The sequence below is a fragment of the Klebsiella sp. CN_Kp097 genome, from assembly GCF_040064495.1.
Taxonomy (GTDB): domain Bacteria; phylum Pseudomonadota; class Gammaproteobacteria; order Enterobacterales; family Enterobacteriaceae; genus Klebsiella; species Klebsiella aerogenes.
Map to the genome: position 1 here is coordinate 319,752 of NZ_JBEAIL010000001.1, position 24,144 is coordinate 343,895.

At 56.8% G+C, this 24,144-nt stretch carries 22 protein-coding genes; 13 read left to right on the forward strand and 9 right to left on the reverse strand.

Annotated elements, in window-relative coordinates; genetic code table 11:
- Positions 1-66 precede the first annotated feature (66 nt).
- From ABLV07_RS01530 to ABLV07_RS01545, 4 genes are all read left to right on the forward strand, one after another.
- Positions 67-402 carry a DUF3302 domain-containing protein gene (locus tag ABLV07_RS01530; RefSeq protein WP_020079414.1) on the forward strand — a complete coding sequence of 112 codons (336 nt, stop codon included), beginning with the start codon at positions 67-69 and terminating at the stop codon, positions 400-402.
- Positions 402-1,544 (forward strand): HlyD family secretion protein, encoded by a 1,143-nt coding sequence (locus tag ABLV07_RS01535; protein WP_032714019.1) that lies wholly within the window; start codon positions 402-404, stop codon positions 1,542-1,544. Before ABLV07_RS01530 ends, ABLV07_RS01535 begins: the two co-directional genes overlap by 1 nt.
- A gap of 115 nt (positions 1,545-1,659) precedes the next feature.
- Positions 1,660-2,085 (forward strand): hypothetical protein, encoded by a 426-nt coding sequence (locus ABLV07_RS01540; RefSeq protein ID WP_015367842.1) that lies wholly within the window; start codon positions 1,660-1,662, stop codon positions 2,083-2,085.
- Between the two features lie 175 nt (positions 2,086-2,260).
- Positions 2,261-2,725 carry an RcnB family protein gene (locus ABLV07_RS01545; RefSeq protein WP_348853237.1) on the forward strand — a complete coding sequence of 155 codons (465 nt, stop codon included), beginning with the start codon at positions 2,261-2,263 and terminating at the stop codon, positions 2,723-2,725.
- 89 nt (positions 2,726-2,814) lie between these two features.
- On the opposite strand, the gene ABLV07_RS01550 is transcribed toward ABLV07_RS01545, so the two are convergent.
- Positions 2,815-3,405 carry a YSC84-related protein gene (locus ABLV07_RS01550; protein WP_015704661.1) on the reverse strand — a complete coding sequence of 197 codons (591 nt, stop codon included), beginning with the start codon at positions 3,403-3,405 and terminating at the stop codon, positions 2,815-2,817.
- Between the two features lie 236 nt (positions 3,406-3,641).
- On the opposite strand from ABLV07_RS01550, the gene ABLV07_RS01555 reads away from it, so the two are divergent.
- From ABLV07_RS01555 to ABLV07_RS01565, 3 genes are all read left to right on the forward strand, one after another.
- Positions 3,642-4,820, forward strand: coding sequence for a M20 aminoacylase family protein (locus ABLV07_RS01555; RefSeq protein ID WP_348853236.1), 1,179 nt, complete (start codon positions 3,642-3,644; stop codon positions 4,818-4,820).
- 19 nt (positions 4,821-4,839) lie between these two features.
- A complete protein-coding gene (locus ABLV07_RS01560; RefSeq protein WP_015367838.1) occupies positions 4,840-5,616 on the forward strand; it encodes an ABC transporter substrate-binding protein in 777 nt (258 codons plus the stop codon).
- Between the two features lie 130 nt (positions 5,617-5,746).
- The gene (locus tag ABLV07_RS01565) at positions 5,747-6,700 is read left to right on the forward strand and encodes an aldo/keto reductase (protein WP_015704664.1); all 954 of its coding nucleotides are present in this window, start codon (positions 5,747-5,749) and stop codon (positions 6,698-6,700) included.
- Positions 6,701-7,096: 396 nt separating this feature from the next.
- Here the strand turns inward: ABLV07_RS01565 and ABLV07_RS01570 are convergent, their stop codons facing one another.
- The 4 genes from ABLV07_RS01570 to ABLV07_RS01585 all read right to left on the reverse strand — a co-directional run bounded on the left by ABLV07_RS01570 (position 7,097) and on the right by ABLV07_RS01585 (position 11,745).
- Positions 7,097-7,888: a MoaF C-terminal domain-containing protein gene (locus ABLV07_RS01570; protein WP_045411880.1), complete on the reverse strand. Its 792-nt coding sequence runs from the start codon at positions 7,886-7,888 to the stop codon at positions 7,097-7,099.
- Positions 7,889-7,913: 25 nt separating this feature from the next.
- Positions 7,914-8,690 (reverse strand): SDR family oxidoreductase, encoded by a 777-nt coding sequence (locus ABLV07_RS01575; protein ID WP_348853235.1) that lies wholly within the window; start codon positions 8,688-8,690, stop codon positions 7,914-7,916.
- An 88-nt stretch (positions 8,691-8,778) separates the two neighbouring features.
- Entirely contained in the window at positions 8,779-10,512 is a 1,734-nt protein-coding gene (locus ABLV07_RS01580; RefSeq protein ID WP_320470100.1) for an arylsulfatase, read from the reverse strand.
- Positions 10,513-10,557: 45 nt separating this feature from the next.
- Positions 10,558-11,745, reverse strand: a complete 1,188-nt coding sequence (locus tag ABLV07_RS01585; protein WP_020079410.1) for an anaerobic sulfatase maturase — start codon at positions 11,743-11,745, stop codon at positions 10,558-10,560.
- Positions 11,746-12,169: 424 nt separating this feature from the next.
- On the opposite strand from ABLV07_RS01585, the gene ABLV07_RS01590 reads away from it, so the two are divergent.
- The 3 genes from ABLV07_RS01590 to ABLV07_RS01600 all read left to right on the forward strand — a co-directional run bounded on the left by ABLV07_RS01590 (position 12,170) and on the right by ABLV07_RS01600 (position 15,276).
- Positions 12,170-12,853, forward strand: coding sequence for a LuxR family transcriptional regulator (locus ABLV07_RS01590; RefSeq protein ID WP_015367829.1), 684 nt, complete (start codon positions 12,170-12,172; stop codon positions 12,851-12,853).
- Between the two features lie 117 nt (positions 12,854-12,970).
- Positions 12,971-14,164, forward strand: a complete 1,194-nt coding sequence (locus ABLV07_RS01595; protein WP_320470099.1) for an MFS transporter — start codon at positions 12,971-12,973, stop codon at positions 14,162-14,164.
- Positions 14,161-15,276: a class II histone deacetylase gene (locus tag ABLV07_RS01600; RefSeq protein ID WP_047038941.1), complete on the forward strand. Its 1,116-nt coding sequence runs from the start codon at positions 14,161-14,163 to the stop codon at positions 15,274-15,276. The genes ABLV07_RS01595 and ABLV07_RS01600 overlap by 4 nt, the downstream gene beginning before the upstream one ends.
- Positions 15,277-15,282: 6 nt before the next feature.
- Here the strand turns inward: ABLV07_RS01600 and ABLV07_RS01605 are convergent, their stop codons facing one another.
- The 4 genes from ABLV07_RS01605 to ABLV07_RS01620 form a co-directional block, all read right to left on the reverse strand.
- Positions 15,283-15,876 carry a DUF3156 family protein gene (locus tag ABLV07_RS01605; RefSeq protein WP_348853234.1) on the reverse strand — a complete coding sequence of 198 codons (594 nt, stop codon included), beginning with the start codon at positions 15,874-15,876 and terminating at the stop codon, positions 15,283-15,285.
- Positions 15,854-17,353, reverse strand: a complete 1,500-nt coding sequence (locus ABLV07_RS01610; RefSeq protein WP_348853233.1) for an APC family permease — start codon at positions 17,351-17,353, stop codon at positions 15,854-15,856. The genes ABLV07_RS01605 and ABLV07_RS01610 overlap by 23 nt, the downstream gene beginning before the upstream one ends.
- Positions 17,354-17,727: 374 nt before the next feature.
- Positions 17,728-18,093: a cupin domain-containing protein gene (locus ABLV07_RS01615; protein WP_348853232.1), complete on the reverse strand. Its 366-nt coding sequence runs from the start codon at positions 18,091-18,093 to the stop codon at positions 17,728-17,730.
- A 13-nt stretch (positions 18,094-18,106) separates the two neighbouring features.
- Entirely contained in the window at positions 18,107-19,408 is a 1,302-nt protein-coding gene (locus ABLV07_RS01620; protein ID WP_020079404.1) for an FAD-binding oxidoreductase, read from the reverse strand.
- 158 nt (positions 19,409-19,566) lie between these two features.
- On the opposite strand from ABLV07_RS01620, the gene ABLV07_RS01625 reads away from it, so the two are divergent.
- The 3 genes from ABLV07_RS01625 (at position 19,567) to ABLV07_RS01635 (ending at position 24,135) form a co-directional block, all read left to right on the forward strand.
- A complete protein-coding gene (locus ABLV07_RS01625; RefSeq protein ID WP_042893702.1) occupies positions 19,567-21,051 on the forward strand; it encodes an aldehyde dehydrogenase family protein in 1,485 nt (494 codons plus the stop codon).
- Positions 21,052-21,379: 328 nt separating this feature from the next.
- Positions 21,380-22,684, forward strand: a complete 1,305-nt coding sequence (locus ABLV07_RS01630) for an NAD(P)/FAD-dependent oxidoreductase (protein ID WP_348853231.1) — start codon at positions 21,380-21,382, stop codon at positions 22,682-22,684.
- 368 nt (positions 22,685-23,052) lie between these two features.
- Positions 23,053-24,135: an SMP-30/gluconolactonase/LRE family protein gene (locus ABLV07_RS01635; RefSeq protein WP_015704680.1), complete on the forward strand. Its 1,083-nt coding sequence runs from the start codon at positions 23,053-23,055 to the stop codon at positions 24,133-24,135.
- Positions 24,136-24,144 lie beyond the last annotated feature (9 nt).

Sequence of the window (24,144 nt, forward strand, 5' to 3'; positions counted from 1 at the left end):
ATGCCCGGCTTGCTGACGCCTGTATAAAGTGAATGTGAAATACGTCACACATTCTGGAGTTATTTTATGACCCTGGATTATATTGCTTTAGCCATCCTGATTGCGGTGGTGCTGATTTTATTTTATGGAATTATCGTGATCCACGATATTCCTTATGAAATAGCCAAAAAAAGAAATCATCCGCACCAGGATGCGATTCATTACGCTGGCTGGGTGAGCTTGTTCACCCTGCACGTGCTGTGGCCGCTGCTGTGGATCTGGGCCACGCTGTGGCGAGAAGACCGCGGCTGGGGAATGCAGCAGTTAAAGACCGACCAGCACGATTTACATCAGCGTCTGGATGCGATGCAGGCGGAATTAAACCGTCTGAAAAATAGCGCCGTCAATCAGGAGGGGAAATAATGGAAACGTTATTACTGCTGTGTTATGCCGCCTTGTGTATCGTGATATTTAAAGTATTCCGTATTCCATTAAATAAATGGACGGTTCCCACTGCGGTATTAGGTGGCGTGATACTGATTGGCATGTTAATCCTCGGTATGAATTATAACTTCCCCTATAGCGAAGTCGGGAAGCAGGTTTATCGCACGGTGCCCATTGTTTCGCAAACCCGCGGTCGAGTCACCAGCGTGCCGGTGAAACCAAATCAGATGCTGCATGAAGGCGACATCTTGTTCACCATCGACCCAACCCCGTTCCAGGCGAAGGTGGACGACCTGACCGCACAAGTGAAAGCGGCCAGCCAGGATGCGTTGTCGCTGGATGCGGGGTTAACCAGCGCGCAGGCTGATTTAAGCAAAGCGGTCGCCGAGCGCGACCGGGCCCAGCGTGAATACGCCCGCTTCCAGGCAGGTCATGATAAAGGGGCCTTTTCCGATCAGATGGTCGATACCCGTCGCCAGAACTGGAAAGCCTCGCAGGCGGCGGTTGACGCCGCCCGGGCAAAGGTCGCACAGGCGCGTAACGATCTCAATTCGGTGGTGCACGGCGAGAACACTAGAGTCGCTTCGCTGCTGGCGCAGCTGCGCGAGGCGCAATTTAAGCTCGATAACACGGTGGTGCGCGCGCCGTCTGACGGCTATGTCAGTACCGTCGGCCTGCGTCCTGGGACCATGTCCACCGCGTTGGGGCTGAAGCCGGTAATGACGTTTGTGCCAACGGATAATGCGAATTCACGTGAATACGTCGCCGCATTCCGTCAGAACGCGCTGCAGCGTTTGCAAAAAGGTGAACAGGCTGAATTACTGTTCCCCTCTATTCCGGGAACCGTATTTAAAGCGCAGGTCGCGGAAGTGCTGCCGGCGATTGGCGAAAGCCAGTTTCAGGGTCAGGGGACGTTGCTGACGGCCAACGATCTGGCGGCGCGCGGCCGAGCGCTGGTGGTATTAAAAGTGACCGACGATCGTCTGGCAAATTATCAGCTGCCGCAGGGCGCGGATGTCGAAGCCGCCGTCTATTCGGAACATTTTGAGCACCTGTCGCTGATAAGAAAGATCCTCATCCGTATGAAAAGCTGGGAAAGCTATCTCTATCTCGATCACTAAAACGACGGAATAGCGGTCAGGCAGTTTTAAGAACTTTTCCTAATGCCAAGCGCAGAAGCTTATGCCATGCTGAATGTGACTCGTAACATAAAGCACGCGTTAAGAGAGGAAAAATATGAAAAAAGCAATGATTGCACTATCCGCTATTCTGGTCGCTTCTCCGGTATTCGCGGCAACCACTACACATGCAACCGATGATACCGTGGCCGCAGCCCACGAAAATGCCAACACGGCAAAAGAAAAACTGCACCAGGCGCAGAATCAGGGCGAAGAGATGAAGCTCAAGTCCAAACATGCTGCTGAAGGGAAAAGCGATAGCGTCGGCAGCCAGATAAGCGAAGGCACGCAGAAAACCTGGAATAAAACCAAAGAAGGCGCCGAGAAGGGCTGGGATAAGACCAAAGAAGGCACTGAGAAAGGCTGGAACGCCACTAAAGAAGGCGCCAGCAAAGGTTGGGATAAAACCAAAGAAGTCAGCGAGAAAGGCTGGGATAAAACCAAGCAAGGCGCTGAAGAGTTAAAGAATAAAGTCTCTGAGTAATACTGACTCGCTGAGAACAAAAAAGGTCGCGTTAGCGGCCTTTTTTACGTCTGGCGCTCGCTGAAATTATTGTTTGCTTTCCTCCTGAATTAGCCAGGAATAGTCCTGGATAGGTTGCTAATCACTATTTCTCCACATTTGCAGGGTAAAAAAGAGATATATCAGGAGGTGTACTATGAAAAAGATGATTTCTCTGGCGGTTATTTTATCCTGTGTGCTGAGCGCTCAGGCTTTTGCCGATGGCCCAAATGACGGTCATCGTCCGGGGCAACAGCAGGTATGGCAGAATGGCCCGAAGCAGGGTGACCAGAATGGACACCACCAGCCGGGCGGTCCTGGCGATCACCATCAGGGCAACAATGATAGCCGCGGCCCGGACCGAAGATGTCATGACGATCGTCACCAGGAACGCCATGAACAGGACCATTTCGCCTGGAGGGGTAACGATTTCCGTAAAGGCCATCCGGCGCCGGAGCATTATCGCGGTGATGAATATCGCGTCAGTAACTGGAACGAACGTGGCCTGCCGCGCCCCCCGGAGGGTCATCACTGGTCTTATATCGATGGCAATTACGTGCTGATCGCCGCAGCGACAGGAATCATTACCTCAATACTGGTAAGCGGCGCCCTCGGTCATTAAATAATGATACTTGCGGCATGGCATTCGCGCCGGGTCAGGCTAACGTCTGACCCGGCTTATTGATGCTAACTTGTACGGACCGCAGTGGATCACCTTTTATTCAGCTCGTCATCCGGCCAGTATTTATAACCGTTGACCATTGCCTGAGCCGCCAAACCTTTCTCGGTGATTTCATAAACGTTGACTTTTGACGGCAGCGAAGAGGTATCTTTCGCCACGCCGTTGGCTGACGCGCCTATCGGGGCGATGCCGTTGTCGTCATATTTCGCTGCCGCGTTGGCATCCGCGCCGACCATATAGCCTTTAGTAATGAAAGTATTCAATGCGTCTTTATCGTGGAATACCAGTACGGTACGCAACTGTTTCACGCCCATACCCACACCGGCGCCGCCCTGGGCCATTTTCATATAGGTATCTTTGCCGGTGGCGCTATTTTTCACCACGCCGTAACCGCTACCGAATCCAAAGACTAATATCTTGCTGCTGTTACTGGCGAAGACCGCGTAGCCCTTTGAATGCTGGATATCGCTACGCGCTTCCGGGTACAGGCTATAGAGTTTACTGAGCGTGTTGGTACGCATCTTTTGGATGCTGGCGCGTTGCTGGCTGGCGGTGTCGCCCTCAGCGCTGCAGCCTGTTAGCGTCAGCGCGCAGGCAAGTAAAAGTAAATGATATTTCATGGCTGTTTATTTTTATTTAAAACTGAATTAAAGCGGGGATAGTAGAGTAAGTGTTGGTGTGTAACCCATAAAATAAACGTTTATATTTAAATTTTGCCAGTTTTAATGGTTATTGTTCTGCGATTTGTCTGTATTAAAAATATGATGGATGGTGTTCCAGCAATTAGAAATGCTACTTGCATAAACTTTGCGCCAGGATAACTTGTTAAGTTCTTAATCTATTCCCGGAGAACGGCATGTCTGATTGTGTAATTCCAGAAATTAAAGCCACGGAAGATGAAATGATTTCTATCCGTCATTATTTACATGCCAATCCGGAATTAAGTCTGGAAGAGTTTAATACCAGCGAGCTGGTTGCCGGTAAGCTGACAGAATGGGGCTATCAGGTGACCCGCGGCCTCGGTAAAACCGGCGTCGTCGGCAGCCTGAGCAAAGGCGACTCGCCGCGCACTATTGGCCTGCGCGCCGATATGGACGCATTACCGATTTATGAAACCACCGATTTACCCTGGGCCAGTACCGTACCCGGAAAAATGCACGCCTGCGGCCATGATGGCCACACCACGATTTTGCTCGCGGCGGCGAAATATATCGCCTCGCCGGTCTGCCAGTTCAACGGCACGGTGCATCTGATTTTCCAGCCCGCGGAAGAAGCCATCGGCGGCGCGGATCTGATGATTAAAGATGGCCTGTTTGAGCAGTTCCCCTGCGAACGCATCTTCGGCCTGCACAATATGCCGGGGCTACCGGTTGGCAAGCTGGGCTTCTATGCCGGCAACTTTATGGCCTCGGCGGACACGGTCAAAATCACGATTACCGGCTACGGCGGCCACGGCGCGCATCCGGAACGAACCGTCGACCCTATCGTGGCCGGCGCGGCGCTGGTGATGGCGCTGCAGAGCATCGTCGCGCGCAACGTGCCGCCGGGTGAAACGGCGGTCGTCAGCGTGGGGACTTTCCAGGCCGGCATCGCCTCGAACGTGATTCCTGAGAGCGTGGTGATGGAGCTCAGCGTGCGGGCGATGAAACCGGAAATTCGCGATCTGCTGATTAAGCGTATTCAAGAGCTGACCGAGTATACAGCCAAAAGCTATGGCGCCAGTAGCGAAGTCGAGATTTACGACTCTTACCCGGTATTAACCAACAGTAGTGAAGAGACCGATTTCGCCCAGGCGCTGGCACTGGAAGTCTTTGGCCGCGAAGGGGTGCTGGAGTCGGTATCGCCAATGAACGCCAGCGAAGATTTCGCTTTTATGCTGCGCGAGCGTCCGGGCTGTTACTTCCTGCTCGGCAACGGTGAAAAAGGCGAGAAGGGCGGCTGCATGGTGCATAACCCCGGTTATGACTTTAACGATGACATTATCTGCACTGGCGCGACGCTGTTCGCGCGTTTAGTGCAAGCGCACTGCCGTTAATCCCTGGAGAAGACTTCGAATGAAAAAATCACTGTTGTTGTGTTTGGCATTAATGGCGTCGACGTCGGCGCTGGCCGCCGGGGCGAAAGAGATCCGTTTTGGCGTTGACCCGACCTTCGCGCCGTTTGAATGGAAAGATCCGCAGGGCAAGCTGGCGGGATTTGATATCGATTTGGGCAACGCGATATGTCAGCAACTGCAGGCGAAGTGCGTGTGGGTGGAAAGCAACTTCGATGGCATCATTCCGGCGCTGAAGGCGCGTAAATTCGACGCGATCCTCTCAGGGATGTATATGACCGAGAAGCGTAAAGAGCAGATTGCTTTTAGCGATAAGCTGTACAACGGGCCGGTGTTTTTGGTGGCGCGCAAAAATACCCTCAAAGGCAATACGCCAGAGCAACTGAAGGGGAAAACTATCGGCGTCGAGCAGGGGTCGGCACAGGAAACTTATGTGAACCAGTACTGGCGGCCGCAGGGGATTAACATTGTCGCCTATCAGGGCGCCGATAGCGTCGTTCGCGACCTTGAGTCAGGTCGTCTCGATGGCGCGGTACTCTCCGGCATGATGGCCGATTACAGCTTCCTGCAGCAGCCGCAGGGCAAGGATTTCGCCTTTGTTGGCGGACAACTGCAGGATAATAAACTGTTCGGCGCCGGGGCGGCGATTGGCCTGCGTCAAGGCGACGATGCGCTGCGCGAAGAGATAAATGGCGCGATTGCGAAAATGCTTGCCGACGGCACCTACAAAAAACTGGCCGGGAAATATTTTAGCTTTGACGTTTATTCCGGGACATAATGTCAGAGTGTACCCTGCGGGCATGGACTGCCCGCCGCAAGATTCCTTTTCTGATTATCCACTCGACATCCTCTTCAGACCCCCTGCGGTTATCTGAGGGAAACAGAATATAAGCTAAGGAGTAATCGGCATGATGACACGTCCATTGGGCAAAAGCGGATTTTCCATCGCCCCATTAGTATTTGGCGGCAACGTCTTTGGCTGGACCATCGATGAGAAAACCAGTTTTGCCATTCTTGATGCTTTTGTTGACCACGGTTTTGATGCTATCGATACGGCGGATGTGTATTCCCGCTGGGCGGAGGGCAATCAGGGCGGCGAATCCGAAACCATTATTGGCCGCTGGTTGCAGGCGCGCCCTGGCATACGCGATAAAGTCAAAATCTTCACTAAAGTTGGCTCTGATATGGGGCTACCCGGCCATAAAGGATTGAAAAAAGCCTGGATCCAGCAGGCGATTGACGACTCGTTGCGCCGCCTGAATACGGATTACGTCGACCTCTATTTCGCCCACTGGCCGGATCCTGAAACGCCAATCGATGAAACGTTAGAAGCATTCCAGGCGCTGCAGCAGGCCGGCAAGGTGCGGGCGATTGGCGCTTCAAACCTCGACGCCGGACAGCTGTCATCGGCGCTGGAAGTGGCGCGTAAAGGCGGCCTTCCTGCCTGGCAGGTGCTGCAGCCGGAATATAACCTCTATCACCGTTCCGCCTTTGAAGGGGCGCTACGCGATCTCTGCGTCAGCCGCGATATAGGCGTGGTGACCTACTACAGCCTGGCTTCCGGCTTCCTGAGCGGTAAGTATCGCCAGCCGTCCGATTTAGCGCAAAGCCAGCGCGGTAGCGGCATCGCTAAATATCTCAATCCACGCGGAATGCGGATTATTGACACGCTGGTCGCGGTGGCGGAAGAACAGCAGGCGAAGCCCGCAGAAGTGGCGTTAGCGTGGCTGATGAGCCGGGAAGGCGTTACCGCGCCGATTGCCAGCGCCACCAGCCTGGCGCAGGTGGAAAGCTTCGCCCGCGCGGCGGCGCTGAGCCTTAGCAGCGAGCAGTTGGCGCGGCTCGACAGCGCCAGCGCCTGAGTCAGCCCCTCTCCCCGGAGGCGGCGCGTTGCGCCTTGTCCGGGCTACCAAATCGCACAGTGCCGTAGCCCCGGTAAGCGGTAGCGCCACCGGGGATTTTGCGGCCCCCAACCTCGACAGTTTCAGCCACCATGGTGAATAAATTAACGGCGGGCCCCACGAACGGTAGGCCGGATAAGGCGCAGCCGCCATCCGGCGCAAAGCTGCTCCTTATCCGCGGATGTTGCCCGGCGTAGCGACACATGACCCCCTTTACTCATCAGGCTCACCCGCCGTTTCTGCTCCTGAACATGCAATTCCGTCAGTGCCTGATGCCGAAGCACCCGCGCCCGCAGGGCCCGTTCAACCGGATGGGGCGCTTCCGGTTGAACGGGCGCGTCTCCCGGCCACGCAATATTATTCCTGATGGCGGGTGACGTTGAGGATCTTCGCGCTCGCGCCGACCGGGAAATTACTCAAGGCGCCAAAATCACTGCCCTGATAACCCATGATCTTACCATCGGTACGCATCTGCTGAAGATCGATCAAGATAGCCCCCAACGTGGGAATGATTTTCTCCCGCCAGACGAACAAATAGAGATCCTCAGCCACCTGCACGTAATGGCAGCGATCGACATCCGCCAGCCCCTTTTCCACGCCATCCAGACACTGCCAGGCGTAAAAATTATCGTTGAGATAGATGTGTTCATAACGCTCGGTCGGGCTATAGGTGTACTGATTGCGCATGCCGACCAGCGCGGTGGTAAAGTCCGGCAGCGGTCCCGGCTGGGTATCCAGGCGGGCGAAGACAAATCGCGCCTCGACGGCGGTCAGCGGCAGTCCTTGTTCTACCCGGCTGAAGGCGTCCAGCCGCGCGGCGGCTTCGTCCGGTAGCTGGCCGTATACCAGCGTGGCGTTGCGCTGCGTCAGGTTGCATACCGCGCTGATACTGGCGTTATCGCGCTCCGGGTCAAGAAAATCGATAAACAGAATATCGGGGCGCAGGGCGGTTGCCCGCCAGGGCGCGCGTTTGCCGTTCCAAAGCAGTGTCTGGTCATTTTCGATAACCAACTGCTGCGGCTCGCTCCCGTCGGCATAAAAGGTAAAGCGTTCGCCTGCGGGCAGACTGGCGGTGGCCAGCAGGTTGCCGTGCGGGGCGAAACCATCGGCCAGCGCGCCGACCTGGATAAATACGGCTTCTGAAGTCATGTGAGCTCCTGAGTAGAGTAGGGCGTTAAGTGAACGCCAGCGTTGGAACATCGACGATGCTGGAACCGCCATCGGCGACCAGCGTCGCGCCGCTGATGATGGCGGCCTGCGGAGAGCAGAGAAACTGACAGGCCTGGGCTATCTCCTCGGGGCTGGCGGGGCGGCGTAGCGGAACGTCGCGGCACACCCGTTGATAGGCTTCGGTAAGCGACAGCCCGTGTTCCTGCATCAGTGGGATCATCTCTTCATCCGCCATCGGAGTGGTGACCCAGCCGGGACAAATCGCATTGGCGCGGACGCCCTGTGGGCCGTAATCGCGGGCGATGGAGCGCATCAGGCCAATTAACGCGTGTTTGGCGGTGACATAGCCACAGGCCTGCGGCCCGGCGGCGAGCGAGGCGATGGAAGCGACAAACAGCACATTGCCGCGGCAGGCAATCAGTGAAGGCAGGCAGGCACGCACGCTGGCAAAAGCGCTGTTCAGGTTCGCGTCCAGCGCCTCGCGCCATTGGCGATCGCTGGTATCGGCGGCGGCGCTATTGCCCATGCCGCCGGCGCTGCAGATGAGTACATCAATACCGTGAGTCTGGTCGAGAATCGGCGGTAGCAGCCGTTCCCGCCAGACGTCGCCGTCGGCGGCATCGCCCACCAGTGCCGTCGCACCGGTTTCAACGGCAATCTTGTGTAGCGGCGCTTCACGTCTGCCGGTAATAAACACCCGATCGCCCGCCGCGCTCATTAACCGCGCGCAGGCGGCACCAATCCCGCTTCCGCCGCCGGTAATCACCACGACTCTCGCCATCCGCTCTCTCCTGTAATGGGGTTCAGGATTACCTTAGAAAGCGAGTCTACTTCCGGCTATCGCCCGGAAGAACGATAACCGGGTTCGTTTATTTGCCCTCGCTCACAGGAATGGCTTGCGGCGCGGGCACCGGCTTCATGGTCGCCGGATCGACCGCCAGGTAGCGTCCGGTTTTGCTATCGATGCCGACATAATCGATCATCTTGCCCTGCGCTTTGGTAACCATGGTGCGCTTAGCAAATGCCTCGTAGGCGTCGATCATGGCTTTGACCCGGTCGGCATGTTGGGCCGCGATATCGTGCGTTTCCAGCGGATCGTCATGCAGGTTAAACAGCTGCCACGGCGCGTCGCCGGCGCTGAGGCCGAGCTTGACTAAGCGCCGCAGCTTCCAGTCGCCATCGACCCAGGCCGCCTGATTATGCAATTCGACGCCGTAGTTGCCGCGCGGCGGCTGCTGGACTTCGCCGGTCAGATAGCGCTTAAAGCTGACGCCAATCATCGGCAATACGGGTTTCTTAGCCAGCGATTTGTTGGGATCGATGCCGGCGAATTCATATAGCGTCGGCGCCACGTCGTACACCGCCATCGTTGAGGCGTCGATTTTACCGCGCCGGGTAATGCCGGGACCGGAGATCATAAAGTCGGTATTGATGCCGCCCTGGGCGCTGGTGGTTTTGTGATAATTGGCGTAGGGGGCGTTGCTGACGTTGGCCCAGTGGGGGCCGTAGGAGACAAATGATCCTTTGCGGCCCACGTTGTCATAGCTGTTATCGAACTGCTTCCAGAATTCGGGGGTAGATTCGTAATAAAAACCTTGTGCCGGGTTGGCGCCGTTATCGGTTAAAAATACCAGCAGGGTATTTTTATCGCGCCCGGTTTGTTTCAGCGTCTCCATCAGCGTGCCGATTTGCGCGTCCATATTGGCGATCATCGCTGCATACACCTGCATCACTTTCGCCGTGTATTTCTGCTGCTCTGGCGTTAGCGCTTCCCACTCTTTATCCAGCTCCAGATGCGGCAGCGGGGTATCGTCATGAATAATTCCCAACGCTTTCAGGCGGGCGATGCGCTGGCGATAGACCTCGGCGTAACCCTGCTCATACTGGCCTTTAAAGCGCTTAATCCACTCGTCCGGCGCCTGCAGGGGGTCATGAGGGGCGGTGAAAGCCAGCCAGACGAAGACCGGCTGCTCGTTCGGCGTCGCTTTAATCCAGCTATTCATCTGGCGGGCGTAAGCTTCGCTGGAGTAAAAATCATCCGGCAGGGAGACGCGCTCGCCATCGCGGGTATAGTAAGTGTGGAACGCCTCGACGGTTCCGAGCGGTATCGCATCGTTAAAATGGCTGGTGCCGCCGCCCATAAAGGCGAAGGAGTGGTTAAAGCCACGATCTTTCGGCGTGGCGCCGGGAACAAAACCGAGATGCCATTTGCCGGCCATCAGCGTGTTATAGCCGGCATCTTTAAAGCGCTCGGCCATGGTGGTGACGCGGTCGGTCAGCCGCAGCTCGTAACCCTCCTTGCCAATGGTGCTGTCGTACCACCACATGCCGCCCATCCCGGCCTGCTGGTTACTGTTGCCGGTCAACAGCATCGAACGCGCCGGGGCCGACATCGGCGAGGTGTAATACTGGCTCATGCGGATACTTTGCTCCGCCATGGCCTGTAGGTTGGGGGTGGGGATCTCACCGCCGAAGGGGCTGATATCGGAATAACCCATATCATCGGCGATAATCACGATGACGTTTGGATGCTCATTCTGCGCGCCGTGCGCGCCGCCGGCGAGGATCATGCTGACCGCCGCGGCCATGGCTTTTTTGTTCACGACTGACTCTCCTGTTCATAGTGGGACAACCATCAGGGCAAAGGGCTACGCGGGATGCGCGGCCCCAACAAACGCGGCCCGCCAGGCTTTCAGGCCGTTAAGGTCGCGGGAAAAGGGGCGTACTGGCGCGAGGATTTCGCTAAAGAAACGGTAATAACCGCCGCATAGCCGATTGTTGCCAGCGGCGTTGAGATGCGCGGGGCAGCCGCCCTGGCAGACCATTTTTACGGAGCAAGTCTGACATTCGCGGCGCTGGCTTTTTTGCTGGCCGAAAGGGAGCTGAACTGAAGCGTCAACTGCGGCGGCAAGCGTCTGCTCGTCAAGGCGACCCAGCCGATGTTCGGCATTGATCAGATGATCGCAGGCGTAAAGTTGTCCATCCGATTCCATCACCAGATTGCTGCCGCAGCGGGCGCTATGCACGCAGCTGCCGCTGGTATGGGTAAAGTATTGCGCCCACGCCTGTTCGATATTGATGACGAACACCCGCCCCATATCGCAGCGCTTTTGCCACTGTCGCCAGATACCGACCATAAAACGCCCCCAGTTATCGGCGCTGAGCTGATAACCCTCACGCAGCGCGGCGCCTTCGCTCATTAGCGGCTGGAACTGCAGATAGCGCGCGCCAAGCGTGACCACCCGGTCATAAATCGCCGCCGCGTGGGCGGCGATTTCGTTATGCACCACTACCAGCAGATTAAACTCCACCTGATGCTGGTGGAGCAGGGCGATACCGCGCAGCGCAGCCGGCCAGGAAGCCTGCCCGCGTTTATCAGGACGATGGTGGTTTTGCAGCGCTTCGCTACCTTCGAGGCTGACGCCGATAATAAAGCCATGTTCGCGGAACAGCCGGCACCAGGCGTCGTTGATCAGCGTCCCGTTGGTCTGCAGGCTATTGCTGATGGTTACGCCATCAGGGGCGTAGCGCTGCTGCAGGGCGAGCGCTTTTTTATAAAAACTTAACCCGGCCAGTAGCGGCTCGCCGCCCTGCCAGACAAAGTTGATTTCCCGCGCGCTGGCGGGCTGGGCGGCAATATAGCGGCGGATAAACTGCTCCAGCCGCGCCTCGTCCATCTTCCTGACCGGCGTTTCATCCTGCGGGTAGTAGCAGTAGCGGCAGGCGAGGTTGCAGGCGGGACCAATCGGTTTCATCAGAATATGAAACGGCAGCGATGAGCGCGGTTCAACGGCCAGCGGAATTTGCTGCTGGCGTAAGGCGGCGATATTCAGCATCGGCTTATCCTCTATTAATTGCTGGCCTGGGCGGCATATTTGGGCAATAGCAAGTCAGGCGTAATCCGTTGATTAAGCCGCGGCGTTAAATTATCGACATCCTTTTTAGGGTATAAATGAAAAAATGCAAAAAACTATCGTTCTTAAGGATGAGATCGGACCTGCCAATATAAGGGTTTTTAATCCTTGCCGGAAAATAACGCGTAATGTTAATAACTTTTGTTTATGTTTTAACGTGTACACGTTAACAGAACGCTGGCTTGTTTTTAAATGCTTTAAATAACAATGTATTGATGAAAATAATGTAATCGATATCACATTGTTAACATGTTAATGATTGTGTTACTTAAATGTGAAATGTATGCTTCATCTTACTCTGGTAATCCGCGTGTTACGCACCACCACCTTGACGGGGGGAAATATCATGTCTGCTTTATTAAAAGCCAGTCGTAATGATGCGATAATAGCCCGTTGTTTACAGACTATTTCACAGTTAATTCCACTGTCTTCAGCGGTTTTTTATCGAGTAAATAATCGTTTAAAACCTGAAAACTATATATTGCATAATATTTCGGATAATACACACCAACAATATCTGGAGAGCTTCCAGCCGTTGGATCCGCACCTGCCGGCGCACTTTAGTCACCAGAGTACGACCATGGCAGCGATGACGCCGCGGCTCTGCGACCGCAACCGCCATTACTATCATGAATTTATGTTGCCGAATAACGTACGCGACATGACCGAAATCTTTATTCGCCGCGAACGGCGGATCGTTGCCGGTATCTCGCTGATGCGCGACGTGCCTTTTTCCAGCGAGGAACGGCTGCGGGCCCAGGCGGTACTGCCGTTGGTGGAATTGGCTATTCGCGATTTCCTGCAGGAAGAGGATGAACTCCCTGCCATCCTGACGGCCAAAGAGCGCGAAATCGTTGGCATGGTGCGTGAAGGCGCCAGCAATAAGCTGATTGCCCGCCAGCTGGATATCTCGCTCTCGACGGTGAAAACCCACCTGCGCAATATTTTCGCCAAGACCGAAGTCGTCAACCGGACTGAACTCGTTTCCCGAACCTGGATGCCTGCCGCTCAGCGTACGCTGCATCTGTAATCTGACTATCGCATCCCGCGCGCGCCGTGGCAGCACGGCGTTTTCCTGATGCCTGTGGGTATCACTCCCTGGATAACCGTCCGGGGGGAGGCTTTTTTGACTGGAGCACGCCCTACGATGTCGAGTACACCTCTTTCTGAAAATACCCTTTCCCGGCCTGACGGGCTGGTGGTGTCGCTGCGTTTGCTGGCGGCGATTGTTATTTTCGCCGCCATTGCGCCGGGGATTTTAATGACCGCGCCGGCGGTGGCGGCGCAGCTGGCCAGCGAATGGCACCTTAAACCAGGACAGATCGGCTGGCTATTTTCGGCGGAGCTCGGTGCGATGAGCCTGGCGACGCTCCCGGCGTGGTGGTGGATGAACCGCCTCGACTGGCGGCGGGTGGCACTCGTCGCCTGCGCGGTATTTCTGCTCGCTAACCTTGCTTCGGCGGTGGTAACTCAGTATGCGTCGCTGCTGGCGGTACGCTTTATTGCTTCCCTGGCGGGCGGCACGCTAATGATTTTGTGCATCAGCTGCGCGGCGGGAACGCCGAATCCATCGCGGGTGTACGCATTCTGGGTACTGGGGCAGCTGCTGTTAGGCATGCTTGGCCTGCTGGTGTTGCCCGGCCTGTTCGTGACCTTTGGCCTGAAGGTTGTTTATCTGATTCTCGCCGCCATCATGCTCTGCTGTTTGCCGCTGGTTTCCGCCTTCCCGGCGTGTTTTCAAGCGCGATCGGCTTCCCATCGCCAACCGCCTGCGGCGTCGTGGCGAAAGGCGCTGGCGGTGCTCGCAGTTCTCACCTTCTATATCAGCCTCAGCGCGGTATGGACCTTTATCGGCACCATCGGCAGCGGGGCGGGGTTGAGTCCGACACAGGTCGGTCTGGTGCTGGCGGCGGCGACGGTGTTCGGCATTATCGGCGCAGGCGGCGCGGCGCTGCGCGGTACTCATCGCCCGGACCGGCTGGCGGTGTGGCTGGGATACGCGCTGCTGATCGCCAGCGTGCTGTTACTGACGGGCCATCCGCTGCTGGTGCGTTACGCCATTGCGGCGCTGCTGTTTAAGTTCACCTGGACATTCGTGCTGCCCTTTATCCTCGCTCGCGTGGCCGCGCTCGATAATACCGGCCGGTTGATGAACAGCATCAATCTGGTGATCGGCGGCGGAATGGCCGCCGGTCCGGCGCTCGCGGGGGCCTTACTGCAACACTTCGCCAGCGCCAATCCGCTGCTGGCGGCGGCAGGCGCCTGCGCGCTGCTGTCGCTGATTTTGATTGTGGCGGCGTCGTCCGCCGGAAAAGGTTTAGCCAACGGGAGGATAGAGTGAAAAGAAAAACCGGTTTCTTCTTTGATGAACGTTGTTTCTGGCACAGTACCGGCCTGCACGCGGTAACGCTGCCGGTCGGTGGTTGGGTGCAGCCGCCGGCCGGCGGCGGCCATGCCGAGTCGCCGGAGACCAAACGGCGGATGAAAAACCTGATGGACGTCTCCGGGCTGACGCCGCAGCTGGAACTACGCAGCGCGGCGGCGGCGAGCCTTGAGGACCTGCGGCGGATCCATCCCGATAGCTATCTTGAGCGTTTTAAGGCAATCAGCGATAACGGCGGCGGCATGCTCGGCAAAGAAGCGCCGCTGGGGCCGGGGAGTTATGAAATCGCCTGCCTTTCCGCCGGACTGGCCTGTGCCGCCGTGGAAGCAGTGTTGAAAGGGGAGCTGGATAACGCCTATTCGCTGTCGCGGCCGCCAGGACACCACTGCCTGCCGGATCAGTCGATGGGGTTTTGTTTCCTCGCCAATATTCCCATTGCCGTTGAACGGGCGAAAGCGTTGCTGGGGCTCGGCAAGGTAGCGATTATTGACTGGGACGTTCACCACGGTAACGGTACACAGCATATCTATCTGCAGCGCGATGATGTGCTGACTATCTCATTGCATCAGGATGGCTGCTTCCCGCCGGGCTACTCCGGGGAGGACGATCGCGGCGTTGGCGCGGGCGAAGGTTACAACATCAATATTCCGCTGCTGGCCGGGGCGGGCGACGACAGCTGGCGCTATGCGCTGGAAACTATCGTCATTCCCGCGCTGGCGCGTTTTGAACCGGAGTTGATCATTGTCGCCTGCGGCTATGACGCCAACGCGATGGATCCATTAGCGCGGATGCAGCTACATAGCGACAGCTTTCGGGCGATGACCGAACAGGTCCAGCAGGCGGCGGATCGCCTGTGCGGCGGGAAACTGGTGATGGTGCACGAAGGCGGCTACGCCGAGTCCTACGTGCCGTTTTGCGGCCTGGCGGTGATGGAAACGTTGAGCGGCGTGCGCACCGAGGTTCAGGATCCGCTGCTGGAATTTATTCAGCAGCAGCAGCCGCGCGCCGCATTCGCGCAGTTCCAGCGCCAGGCCATCGATCGGCTGGCGCAGCAGTTTGGTCTGCTATAAACCACCTCAGCTTCCCCGCGGTGATGGCGGGGAAGTCAATGCTTTCTCTTCTGCGATTTCACCGCGCATCCACTGACTTACCGCCTGATTAATCATCGCCAGTACGCTGAGCAGCAGCATCCGCTGCTGCGCTTCGAGCTTCAGATAACGGCGCAGCGGCGGCATTTTACAGACCACTTCGCTGGCGGCCCAGGGTTCAATGCAGCAGCGCCAGCCGCTATCGTCAAAGGTCAACGAAAAGCGGCGGTAGTCCAGCTCGCTTAAGGTCTGCTGGAGATTAGGAAAACCGTTGAGATAGCCGGCGAGTTCCGCGCTCTCTTTACTGCCGATAAAGCGGATGGGCTGACGTTTCAGCCAGCCGGATTGGTGGGCGCGGATCTTGCCGCGAGCGGGCCGGGTAACCGGCCCCTCGACGACAAACTCGCAGCTGTGAATGCTGGCCATAAATAGCCGCTTCTGGCGCACGCTGAAGGTGACGGCGGTGACGTCGTTTAGCCGCAACATCGCGCTGCTTTCGCTCAGTTTTTCGCTCGGCCAGCTCGCTAAGTCGCGCTGCACCGCGTTCATTAATGGCGTTTCAAACCAGGGGACGGAGGACATCAGGCGTCATCTCCCCGCGGGTCTGTTTCTCGTAATTGCCGATAGCGCGCTCGACCACCTCTTCCACCTCCAGCGGCTTGAACGGATTAACGCGCTGTACGCACAGCGTCCAGAACAGGGCATAGGCAGCGGTCAGGCCGAGCATAATTCCGAACGGCACCAGCACCTCGCGGCTGTCCATTCCCGGTGGGGTAATATTCACGATCGCGATGATAATCCCGACGCTGGAGATAATCTGCGGTAGCGGGAACCACGGCGAGCGGTAGGCGCGCGGCAGGTCCGGGCGGCGAATGCGCAGCATCACCACCGACAGGGTGACCAGCAGATAGGCTACGCCCCAGGCGCAGACCGCGGCGAGGATCAGCGGCACGATGCGGTCCAGATCGCCGTTCAGGTACCAGGCGTGCAGGCAGGGGATGGCCACGCCGATGGCAATCGCGATCACCGGTGTTTTGAAGCGCGGATGCAGCCAGGTAAGAAAACGCGGCAGCGCGCCGTCCAGCGCCATACCGTAAATAATACGCGGCACCGCGGCCATCAAAGTATTAATTGTGGCGCAGCCCGCCAGCAGCAGGCCGACCCCGAGCCAATACTGGCCGGCGTGGCCCATCACCCGCTCGGAGAAGGCCGGGATCGCCATCGGCGTGTCCAGCAGATGGATGTTATTCGCCGCATCGACCACCACGTTTTCCACCTGGCGGTTAATCGCCGCGCCGTAGATAAACATGCAGCTGGCGACGCCCAGTAAACCCAGCGCCATCGCCCGCGGAATGGTGCGGTGGGCTTTTTTGATTTCCGGCGCCATCGGCGTCACCAGTTCGCAGCCGACGAACATAAACATCGCCATGCCGATATAGCCGAACAGGCCGGAGATATCGCTAACGTTCAGCGGCGTGCCGAACCAGCCGGAAAGGTGAGTCACCGGCGCCATAAAAATGCCGCACAGGCCGAAAATGGTCAGCGTCGTCCACATGCCAAAGGTGAGCACCACTTCGACCTTGCCGAAAATTTCCACGCCAATGGCGTTCAGCAGGCCGAAAATGACCACCATACCGACGCCGACCATCCAGGTGTTTTGATGGGCGGCCATCTGCGCGTTGACCGATTCGAAGTTCACCAGCGCCATAATGCCGGCGAGAATGGTCTCCGCGGTGCCGGCGAAGATATGGACGATAAGATAGGCGCACAGCGCGCCGGTAATGGCGAAGAAGCGGCCCATACCGCAGGAGATATAGTCGTACACCGAACCGGTGGTGGGGATTAACGTCGCGGCTTCAGCGAAGGTAGTGACCTGCGCCTGCATCATAATAAAAGCCAGCAGTACCGCCAGCGCGAAGGTGTCGCCGCCCATGCCGAATCCGCTGGTGACCGTCAGGATCACCGGGCTTGCCATAATCAGCCCAACCGAGCTGGCGAGGGTCGTCGGAAAGCCGACGACGCCGCGTTCAAGATGGCTGGCGAGTCTGTTACTAAACATAGTCAACCTCTGCACAATGTAGGGGAGGGCAGGGAATAGCCAGCGCCACTCCCGGATAGTCATAATTTAGGCGGGCATCCTGCTCAACGAATATCGTCCGGAAGGTGGAGAGCAACGGGTGAATCTGTGACGTAGTCCATGAATGTGGCGGTTGATAAATAAAATAGCCCCGGAAAGCGGGGCCATCTGTCTTGCCACGTTGCGCGTATTTCTGCCGGGTGGCGGCTAGCGCCTTACCCGGCCTACGGTCCGTGCGGCCTGCCTTTAATTTGGCCTCAAAATCCCCGGTGGCGCTGCCGCTTACCGGGGCTACAGCGCTGTGCGATTTGGTAGCCCGGAGAAGGCGTAATGCGCCGCCGGGCATTATCAGCGTGTTAGAGCGTCTCGACGTTCGCCAGATAGTGTTTGACGAAACGTGGGGTGAGGATTTTCCATTCCACTTCGGTACCCTGTTTGACAAACCAGCTGTCCCCCGGCGCGAAGCGCTGCGGCTCGCCACCGGCGACGGTCAGCTCCACTTCGCCTTCCAGCACGGTGGCATGCTCGGTAAACGGATAGGTCATGGTAAAGCTCCCCTCAGTGGACGAAAACAGTCCGCAGGTAAAGGCGTCCTGCGGCTCGCCGTAGATCATCGCCCCGGCCACCTGCGGGTCGCCGGCGGTCGGCGTCGCGCCGAGCAGGCTGACGCTGCCGATCGGCTGCAGTTCAGGTACCGGGTGTTTGAGTTTAAAAGCGTGCATAGCGTTCTCCTGATTAACTCCGGCCTTTCCAGAAACCGGCGGTTTGATGCATCAGTTTTCCGGCGGTGACTAATAGCAAGCGCAGGCTGTCACGGCCGTGGATGGTCGCGTGGGGAATGCTGCTTAGCAGACGATAGCGGTCGGAACCGCCATTGATCCCTTCGGCGAGGATTTTGCACACGATGTGCGAGGGGGTGACGCCGAAGCCGGAGTACCCCTGGACGTAAAAGACGTTGTTATGGTCGCGTAAGGTGCCAATCTGCGGGAACAGGTTGGCGCTGCAGGCCATCGGCCCGCCCCAGGCGAAATCGATCTTCACATCTTTCAGGTACGGGAAGACCTCCGCCAGCAGCGTACGATTCCAGGCGGCGAAATCATTCGGCGTATACTCCAGGAAGCGGGTGGCGCTACCAAACAGCAGGCGGTTTTCACGAGTGACGCGATAATAGTTAATCACCGGGCGAATATCGCTGAAGGCGCCGCGCAGCGGGCTGATGCGCTCGATCAGTTCATCGGAGAGCGGCTCGGTCGATACCTGATAAGAGTAGGTGACCAGCGTTTTGTTGTAGATCTCCGGCTCCATATTGTTGAGGAAGCTGTCGCAGGCCCACAGCAGTTTGGCGGCTTTAACGCTGCCCATCGCGGTGCGCACCTGCACCTGTTTGCCGTAATTCACCTCCACCACCGGTGAGGATTCGAAAATTTTCACCCCCAGAGAATGCGCGGCCTGTGCCGAACCAAGCAGCATATTGAGTGAATGGATCTGCCCGCCGCCCATATGTTTCAGCGCGCCGCAGTAGACCTCGGAGCCGACCACCTGCTGTACCTCTTTCCCGGTATACAGTTCAATCTCTTCATCCGGGGTAGCGGCTTTAAACTCCTTTTCCCACTGGCGCAGCGTTTTAAGCTGCCGCTGGTTATAGGCCAGGTAGCCGTAGCCGGGGACGAAATCGGCGTCGATGTTGTATTTACGGATGCGTTCGCGAATGATGCCTGCGCCGAGATTGGCGATTTTAAACAGCGTTTCCAGCCCCTCTTTGCCGACGTGTTTTTTCACCGCTTCGATATCGTGACCGATCCCGGCCATCACCTGGCCGCCGTTGCGCCCGGTACCGCCATAGCCAAGATGGCGCGCTTCCAGCACCACCACGTTGGTGATCCCCTGTTCCGCCAGTTCCAACGCGGTGTTAATGCCGGAGAAGCCGCCGCCGATAATCACCACATCGGCTTCGATATCTTCCCGCAGCGCCGGAAAATGGAGCTGGTATTTCTTCGTCGCGCCGTAGTAGTTCAGCGCATCGATTTTAATATTCATCGCGTTACCCTGTCGTCTTGCCTGGCTCAATGTCTTCATCACAGCACGCCGCGCGGGCGTTGAATATCGTCCGGAAGAATGACGTTCTTTAGAACGATGGGCGTCGCGGAGCAACCGTGCTGTGATGGGCTAACTTTGCTGAAAAACGGGTGCTGACGATGAGCGAAATAACCTTACTGGCGGAAGTGACTGCCTTTTTACGCCAGCCGCACGGGCAGTTTATTGCCGGTCATCGGGAGGCGGGCCACGGCGCGCCGTTCGCGGTGATAAACCCGGCGACCGGAGAGGCGATTGCCGAAATCACGGCGGCGGATGTCGGCCAGGCGGACCGAGCCATGGAAAGCGCCCGCCAGGCGTTTAATCAGTGGCGCGAGATGCCGACGCTGGCGCGCGGCGCGTTGCTGCTGAAACTAGCGGACACGCTGGCAGAGCATCGCGAAGAGCTGGCGCAGCTGGAAAGTCTCTGCTCCGGTAAAACCATCATGCTGGCGCGGATGCTCGAGCTGGATCAGTCGGTGGCGTTTTTGCGCTACTTCGCCGGCTGGGCGGGGAAAATCACCGGCGAAACCCTGGATGTCTCGCTGCCGTCGATGGCCGGGGAGAAATATACCGCTTTTACCCGCCGCCAGCCGTTGGGCGTGGTGGTCGGCATCGTACCGTGGAACTTCTCGATTATGATTGCCATCTGGAAGATGGCGGCGGCGCTGGTCTGTGGCTGCACTATCGTCCTCAAGCCGAGCGAGTATACGCCGCTGACGCTGCTGCGGGTGGCGGAACTAGCGAAAGCGGTAGGTATCCCGGATGGCGTCATTAACGTGGTCAACGGCGCCGGCGGCGAGATTGCCCAACGCCTTATCACGCATCCGGCCTGCGCCAAGGTGAGCTTCACCGGCTCGGTGGCGACCGGGGAAAAAGTCCAGCAGTCGGCCAGTGCGTCAGGTAAACGGGTTACGCTGGAGCTGGGCGGTAAAAACGCCGCGCTGTTTCTCGATGACCTGACGCCGGAGGCCATGGTGAACGGCATTATCGAAGCCGGTTACCTCAACCAGGGGCAGATTTGCGCTGCCGCTGAGCGCTTTTATCTGCCGCAGGGCAAACTGGATGCGGTGCTGGCGCTGCTGAAAGACAGGCTCAGCGCTTTCGCGCCGGGGTCGCCGCTGGATGAACAAACGCTGATGGGACCGCTGGCCAACCGCCAGCAGTATGACAAGGTCTTGCGGCTCATTCAGACCGCACGCGAAGAGGGGGATACCATCATCTGCGGCGGCGAAGCGCTGCCCGGCGAGGGCTATTTCCTGCAGCCGACGGCGGTTAAGGTGCGCAGCGAAGAGAGCACCCTGATGCGCGAGGAGACCTTCGGCCCGGTATGCAGCTTTATTGGTTATCGCAGTGAAGAAGAGGCGCTGGCCCGAATTAATGCTTCGCCGTATGGACTGGCGGCCAGCGTCTGGTCGGATAATATCCGCCAGGCGCTGCGCTATTCGCAGGCCATTGACGCCGGGATCGTCTGGGTCAATATGCATACTTTCCTCGACCCGGCGGTGCCGTTCGGCGGCATGAAAGGATCGGGTATTGGCCGTGAGTTTGGTAGCGCGTTTATTGATGATTATACTGAACTTAAATCGGTGATGATGCGTTATTAAACCACAGGAATACCGGGATGCCGCTAATCACCATTAATTAGTGAAATATAAGACTTGCTGGTTATTATTATCTAATCCACCACCAGGCCGCCAAATAATAATTTGGTGGCCTTTTTGTTTACCTCGAATATACGTGCAGGAAAATTACCCGGAAACTTGTACAATAATATCCCGATTAAAAATTGCCGCCAATTAAATTTGCGATTACCAATATGCACCGCGTCATCATCTAATGGATGTCTGGCATTTTATTGTTTGGATTATTGTTAACTAAAAATTATTTAGAGTGTTTTTAATTAACATTTAATTAATTATTTTGGAGGTCACATTGACTACGCCATTAAAAGAGATCGTTATTGTCGGCGGCGGCGCCGGTGGGCTGGAGTTGGCGACCCAACTGGGACGTAAATTAGGGCGCCGAGGGAAAGCGAATATCACTCTCGTAGACCGCAGCCAGAGCCATCTGTGGAAGCCGCTGCTGCACGAAGTCGCCACTGGTTCGCTGGATGAAGGCGTGGATGCGTTAAGCTTTCTTGCCCATGCCAGCAAACACCACTTTTCCTTCCAGCACGGTTCGGTAATGGATATCGATCGGCAGAATAAAACGATTACTATCGCCGCGCTGCGGGATGAACAAGGCGAGGTGTTGGTGCCGGAGCGTAAATTATGTTGGGACACTCTGGTAATGGCGCTGGGCAGTACTTCCAATGATTTCAATACGCCGGGTGTTAAAGAGTACTGTATTTTTCTCGACAGTTCTGAGCAGGCAAAAGTATTTCATCAGCAAATGCTGAACCAATTTCTGCGCTATTCTGCCGACCCTCAGACGTCAGGTAAGGTCAATATTGCCATTGTTGGCGGGGGCGCTACCGGGGTTGAATTATCTGCCGAATTACATAATGCGGTAAAAGAACTGCGTAGCTACGGTTATAAAGATCTGACCAACGAAGCGTTAAATGTCAGCCTGATAGAAGCCGGCGACGGTATTTTACCTGCGCTGCCAAAACGGATTTCCAGCGCTGCGCACGAAAAGCTGACCCAACTTGGCGTGAATGTGATGACCAATACCATGATCACCGGCGTTGAAGAAGGCGGCCTGCATACCAAAGATGGCCAGTTTATTGAGGCGAGTTTAATCGTCTGGGCGGCGGGGATAAAAGCGCCGGACTTCATGAAGGATATTGCCGGGCTGGAGACCAACCGTATTAATCAACTGGTGGTGACCCCGACGCTGCAAACCACGCGCGACGCTGATATTTTTGCTTTCGGCGACTGCGCGGCGTGCCCGCGTCCGGAAGGCGGATTTATTCCACCGCGTGGCCAGGCGGCGCATCAAATGGCGCTCTTCACTGCCGACAATATTATCGCCCGGATGAAGGGGCATAAGTTGAAATCGTTCTCCTATCGCGATCGTGGTTCGCTGGTTTCGCTCTCCGGCTACACGACCTTTGGCAGCATCATGGGGCATCTACCGATCGGCCCGATGATGGTCGAAGGCCGTATTGCGCGGATGGTTTACGATTCGCTGTATCGGATGCACCAGGTGACGCTGCACGGTTATTTAAAAACCGGCCTGATGATGTTGTCCGGCGGGATTAACCGGATTATTCGCCCGCGCCTGAAATTGCATTAAGCGTGCTAAGCCGCCCTTCGCAAGAAGCGTGCGGCATAGCCTCCTGTCGCCCGGATAAGGCGTAGTGCCCCGCTATCCGGGTATGTATCGATCCCGAAGTTTCTTTCTTCCCCTATCAATCCGCTATTCCACGTTAAATAATCAGCAGATTATCTTTTTTGCCCGCCGGGGGTTGCCTGACATCTGATAATGCGTATAGTTCTCATTCTCTTTTTTGTTCGCAGGCTAAGCAGGGATCGATCTGCGCCAGTGAGTCGTTCACAAGGAACAGCAAAGGCGTAGGGTGACGCAAAGACAGCAGGCCGGAAACACACAATATCGGCCACTGCGCGACCACCGGGTCATTGATTTTTTATAGGGTTGTTCCAATGAAATACACTCTTCCGGCGTTGGCGCTGGCCATCAGCGCGACGTTAGGCGGCTGCGCGACTCACCATTCCGCTGCCGTCGCGCAACCGGTTGTTAACTCTCCTGCGGCTAACGTGGCGCAACCGCTGCAGCGCCAGCTAGCGGAAGGGTTGTACGAGATGGCGCTAAGCCCGCAGGGTGATGCGCTGTACGTCGCCAGCGCCGAAGGCTTTAAAGATGTGCAGGGCGGGGCGGTTTACAAGCTGGATCCGCAAACCCTTAATACCATCGGCCTGACGCATACCGATCTGAAAAACTTCGCTTTGCAGCTCTCTGCGGATGGTAAAACGCTATACGTCAGCAATTCGCTTGACGGCGGCATCAGCGCTATCGACACCGCCACCGGCAAGGTAAAAAACCGCCTGCTGTTCAGCGAGCGCAATGAAAAAGGGTTCCCCTATGGGGCGCGTCAGCTGCTGCTGTTAAATAATACCCTCTACGTTGGCGCGGTCGCCGACCCGGCGCAAATCTGGGTGGTTGACGCCGCTACCATGAAGCTGAAAACGCGGATTAAAAACACCGGTAAATGGATGACCGGCCTGCACTATTCCGCACAAACCGGGCGCGTATACGCCGCCAACGGCAGCGGTGAAATTCTGGTGATTAACCCGCGTAACCAACGCATTGAACAGCGCTGGAAGCCGCTGGGCGACAAGCCGGCGCTGCTGCTTAATATGGCCGAAGATAGCGACACCGGTCGTCTGTTCGTGACCGATAACTCGAAAGCGAAAACCACCCTGGTGCTGGATATCCACAGTGGCAAACTGCTTAAACAGCTCGAGGTCGGCGATTCGCTGGCGGTGCAGTTCAATGGGAAACGCCACGAAATTTATATTTCACAGCGTGAATCCGGCAAGGTTATCAGCCTTGACGACAGCCGCTACACGCTGAAGAAAAGCTGGGCGCTGCCGGCCAATCCCAACAGCCTGCTGCTTTCCGCCGATGGTCAGACGCTGTTTGTCACCGTCAAACAGCCCTTCAATAAAGACCACTCCACTAAAGGCCCGGACAGCGTCGTACGCATCGACCTGAACGAGCAATAAAAATAACTG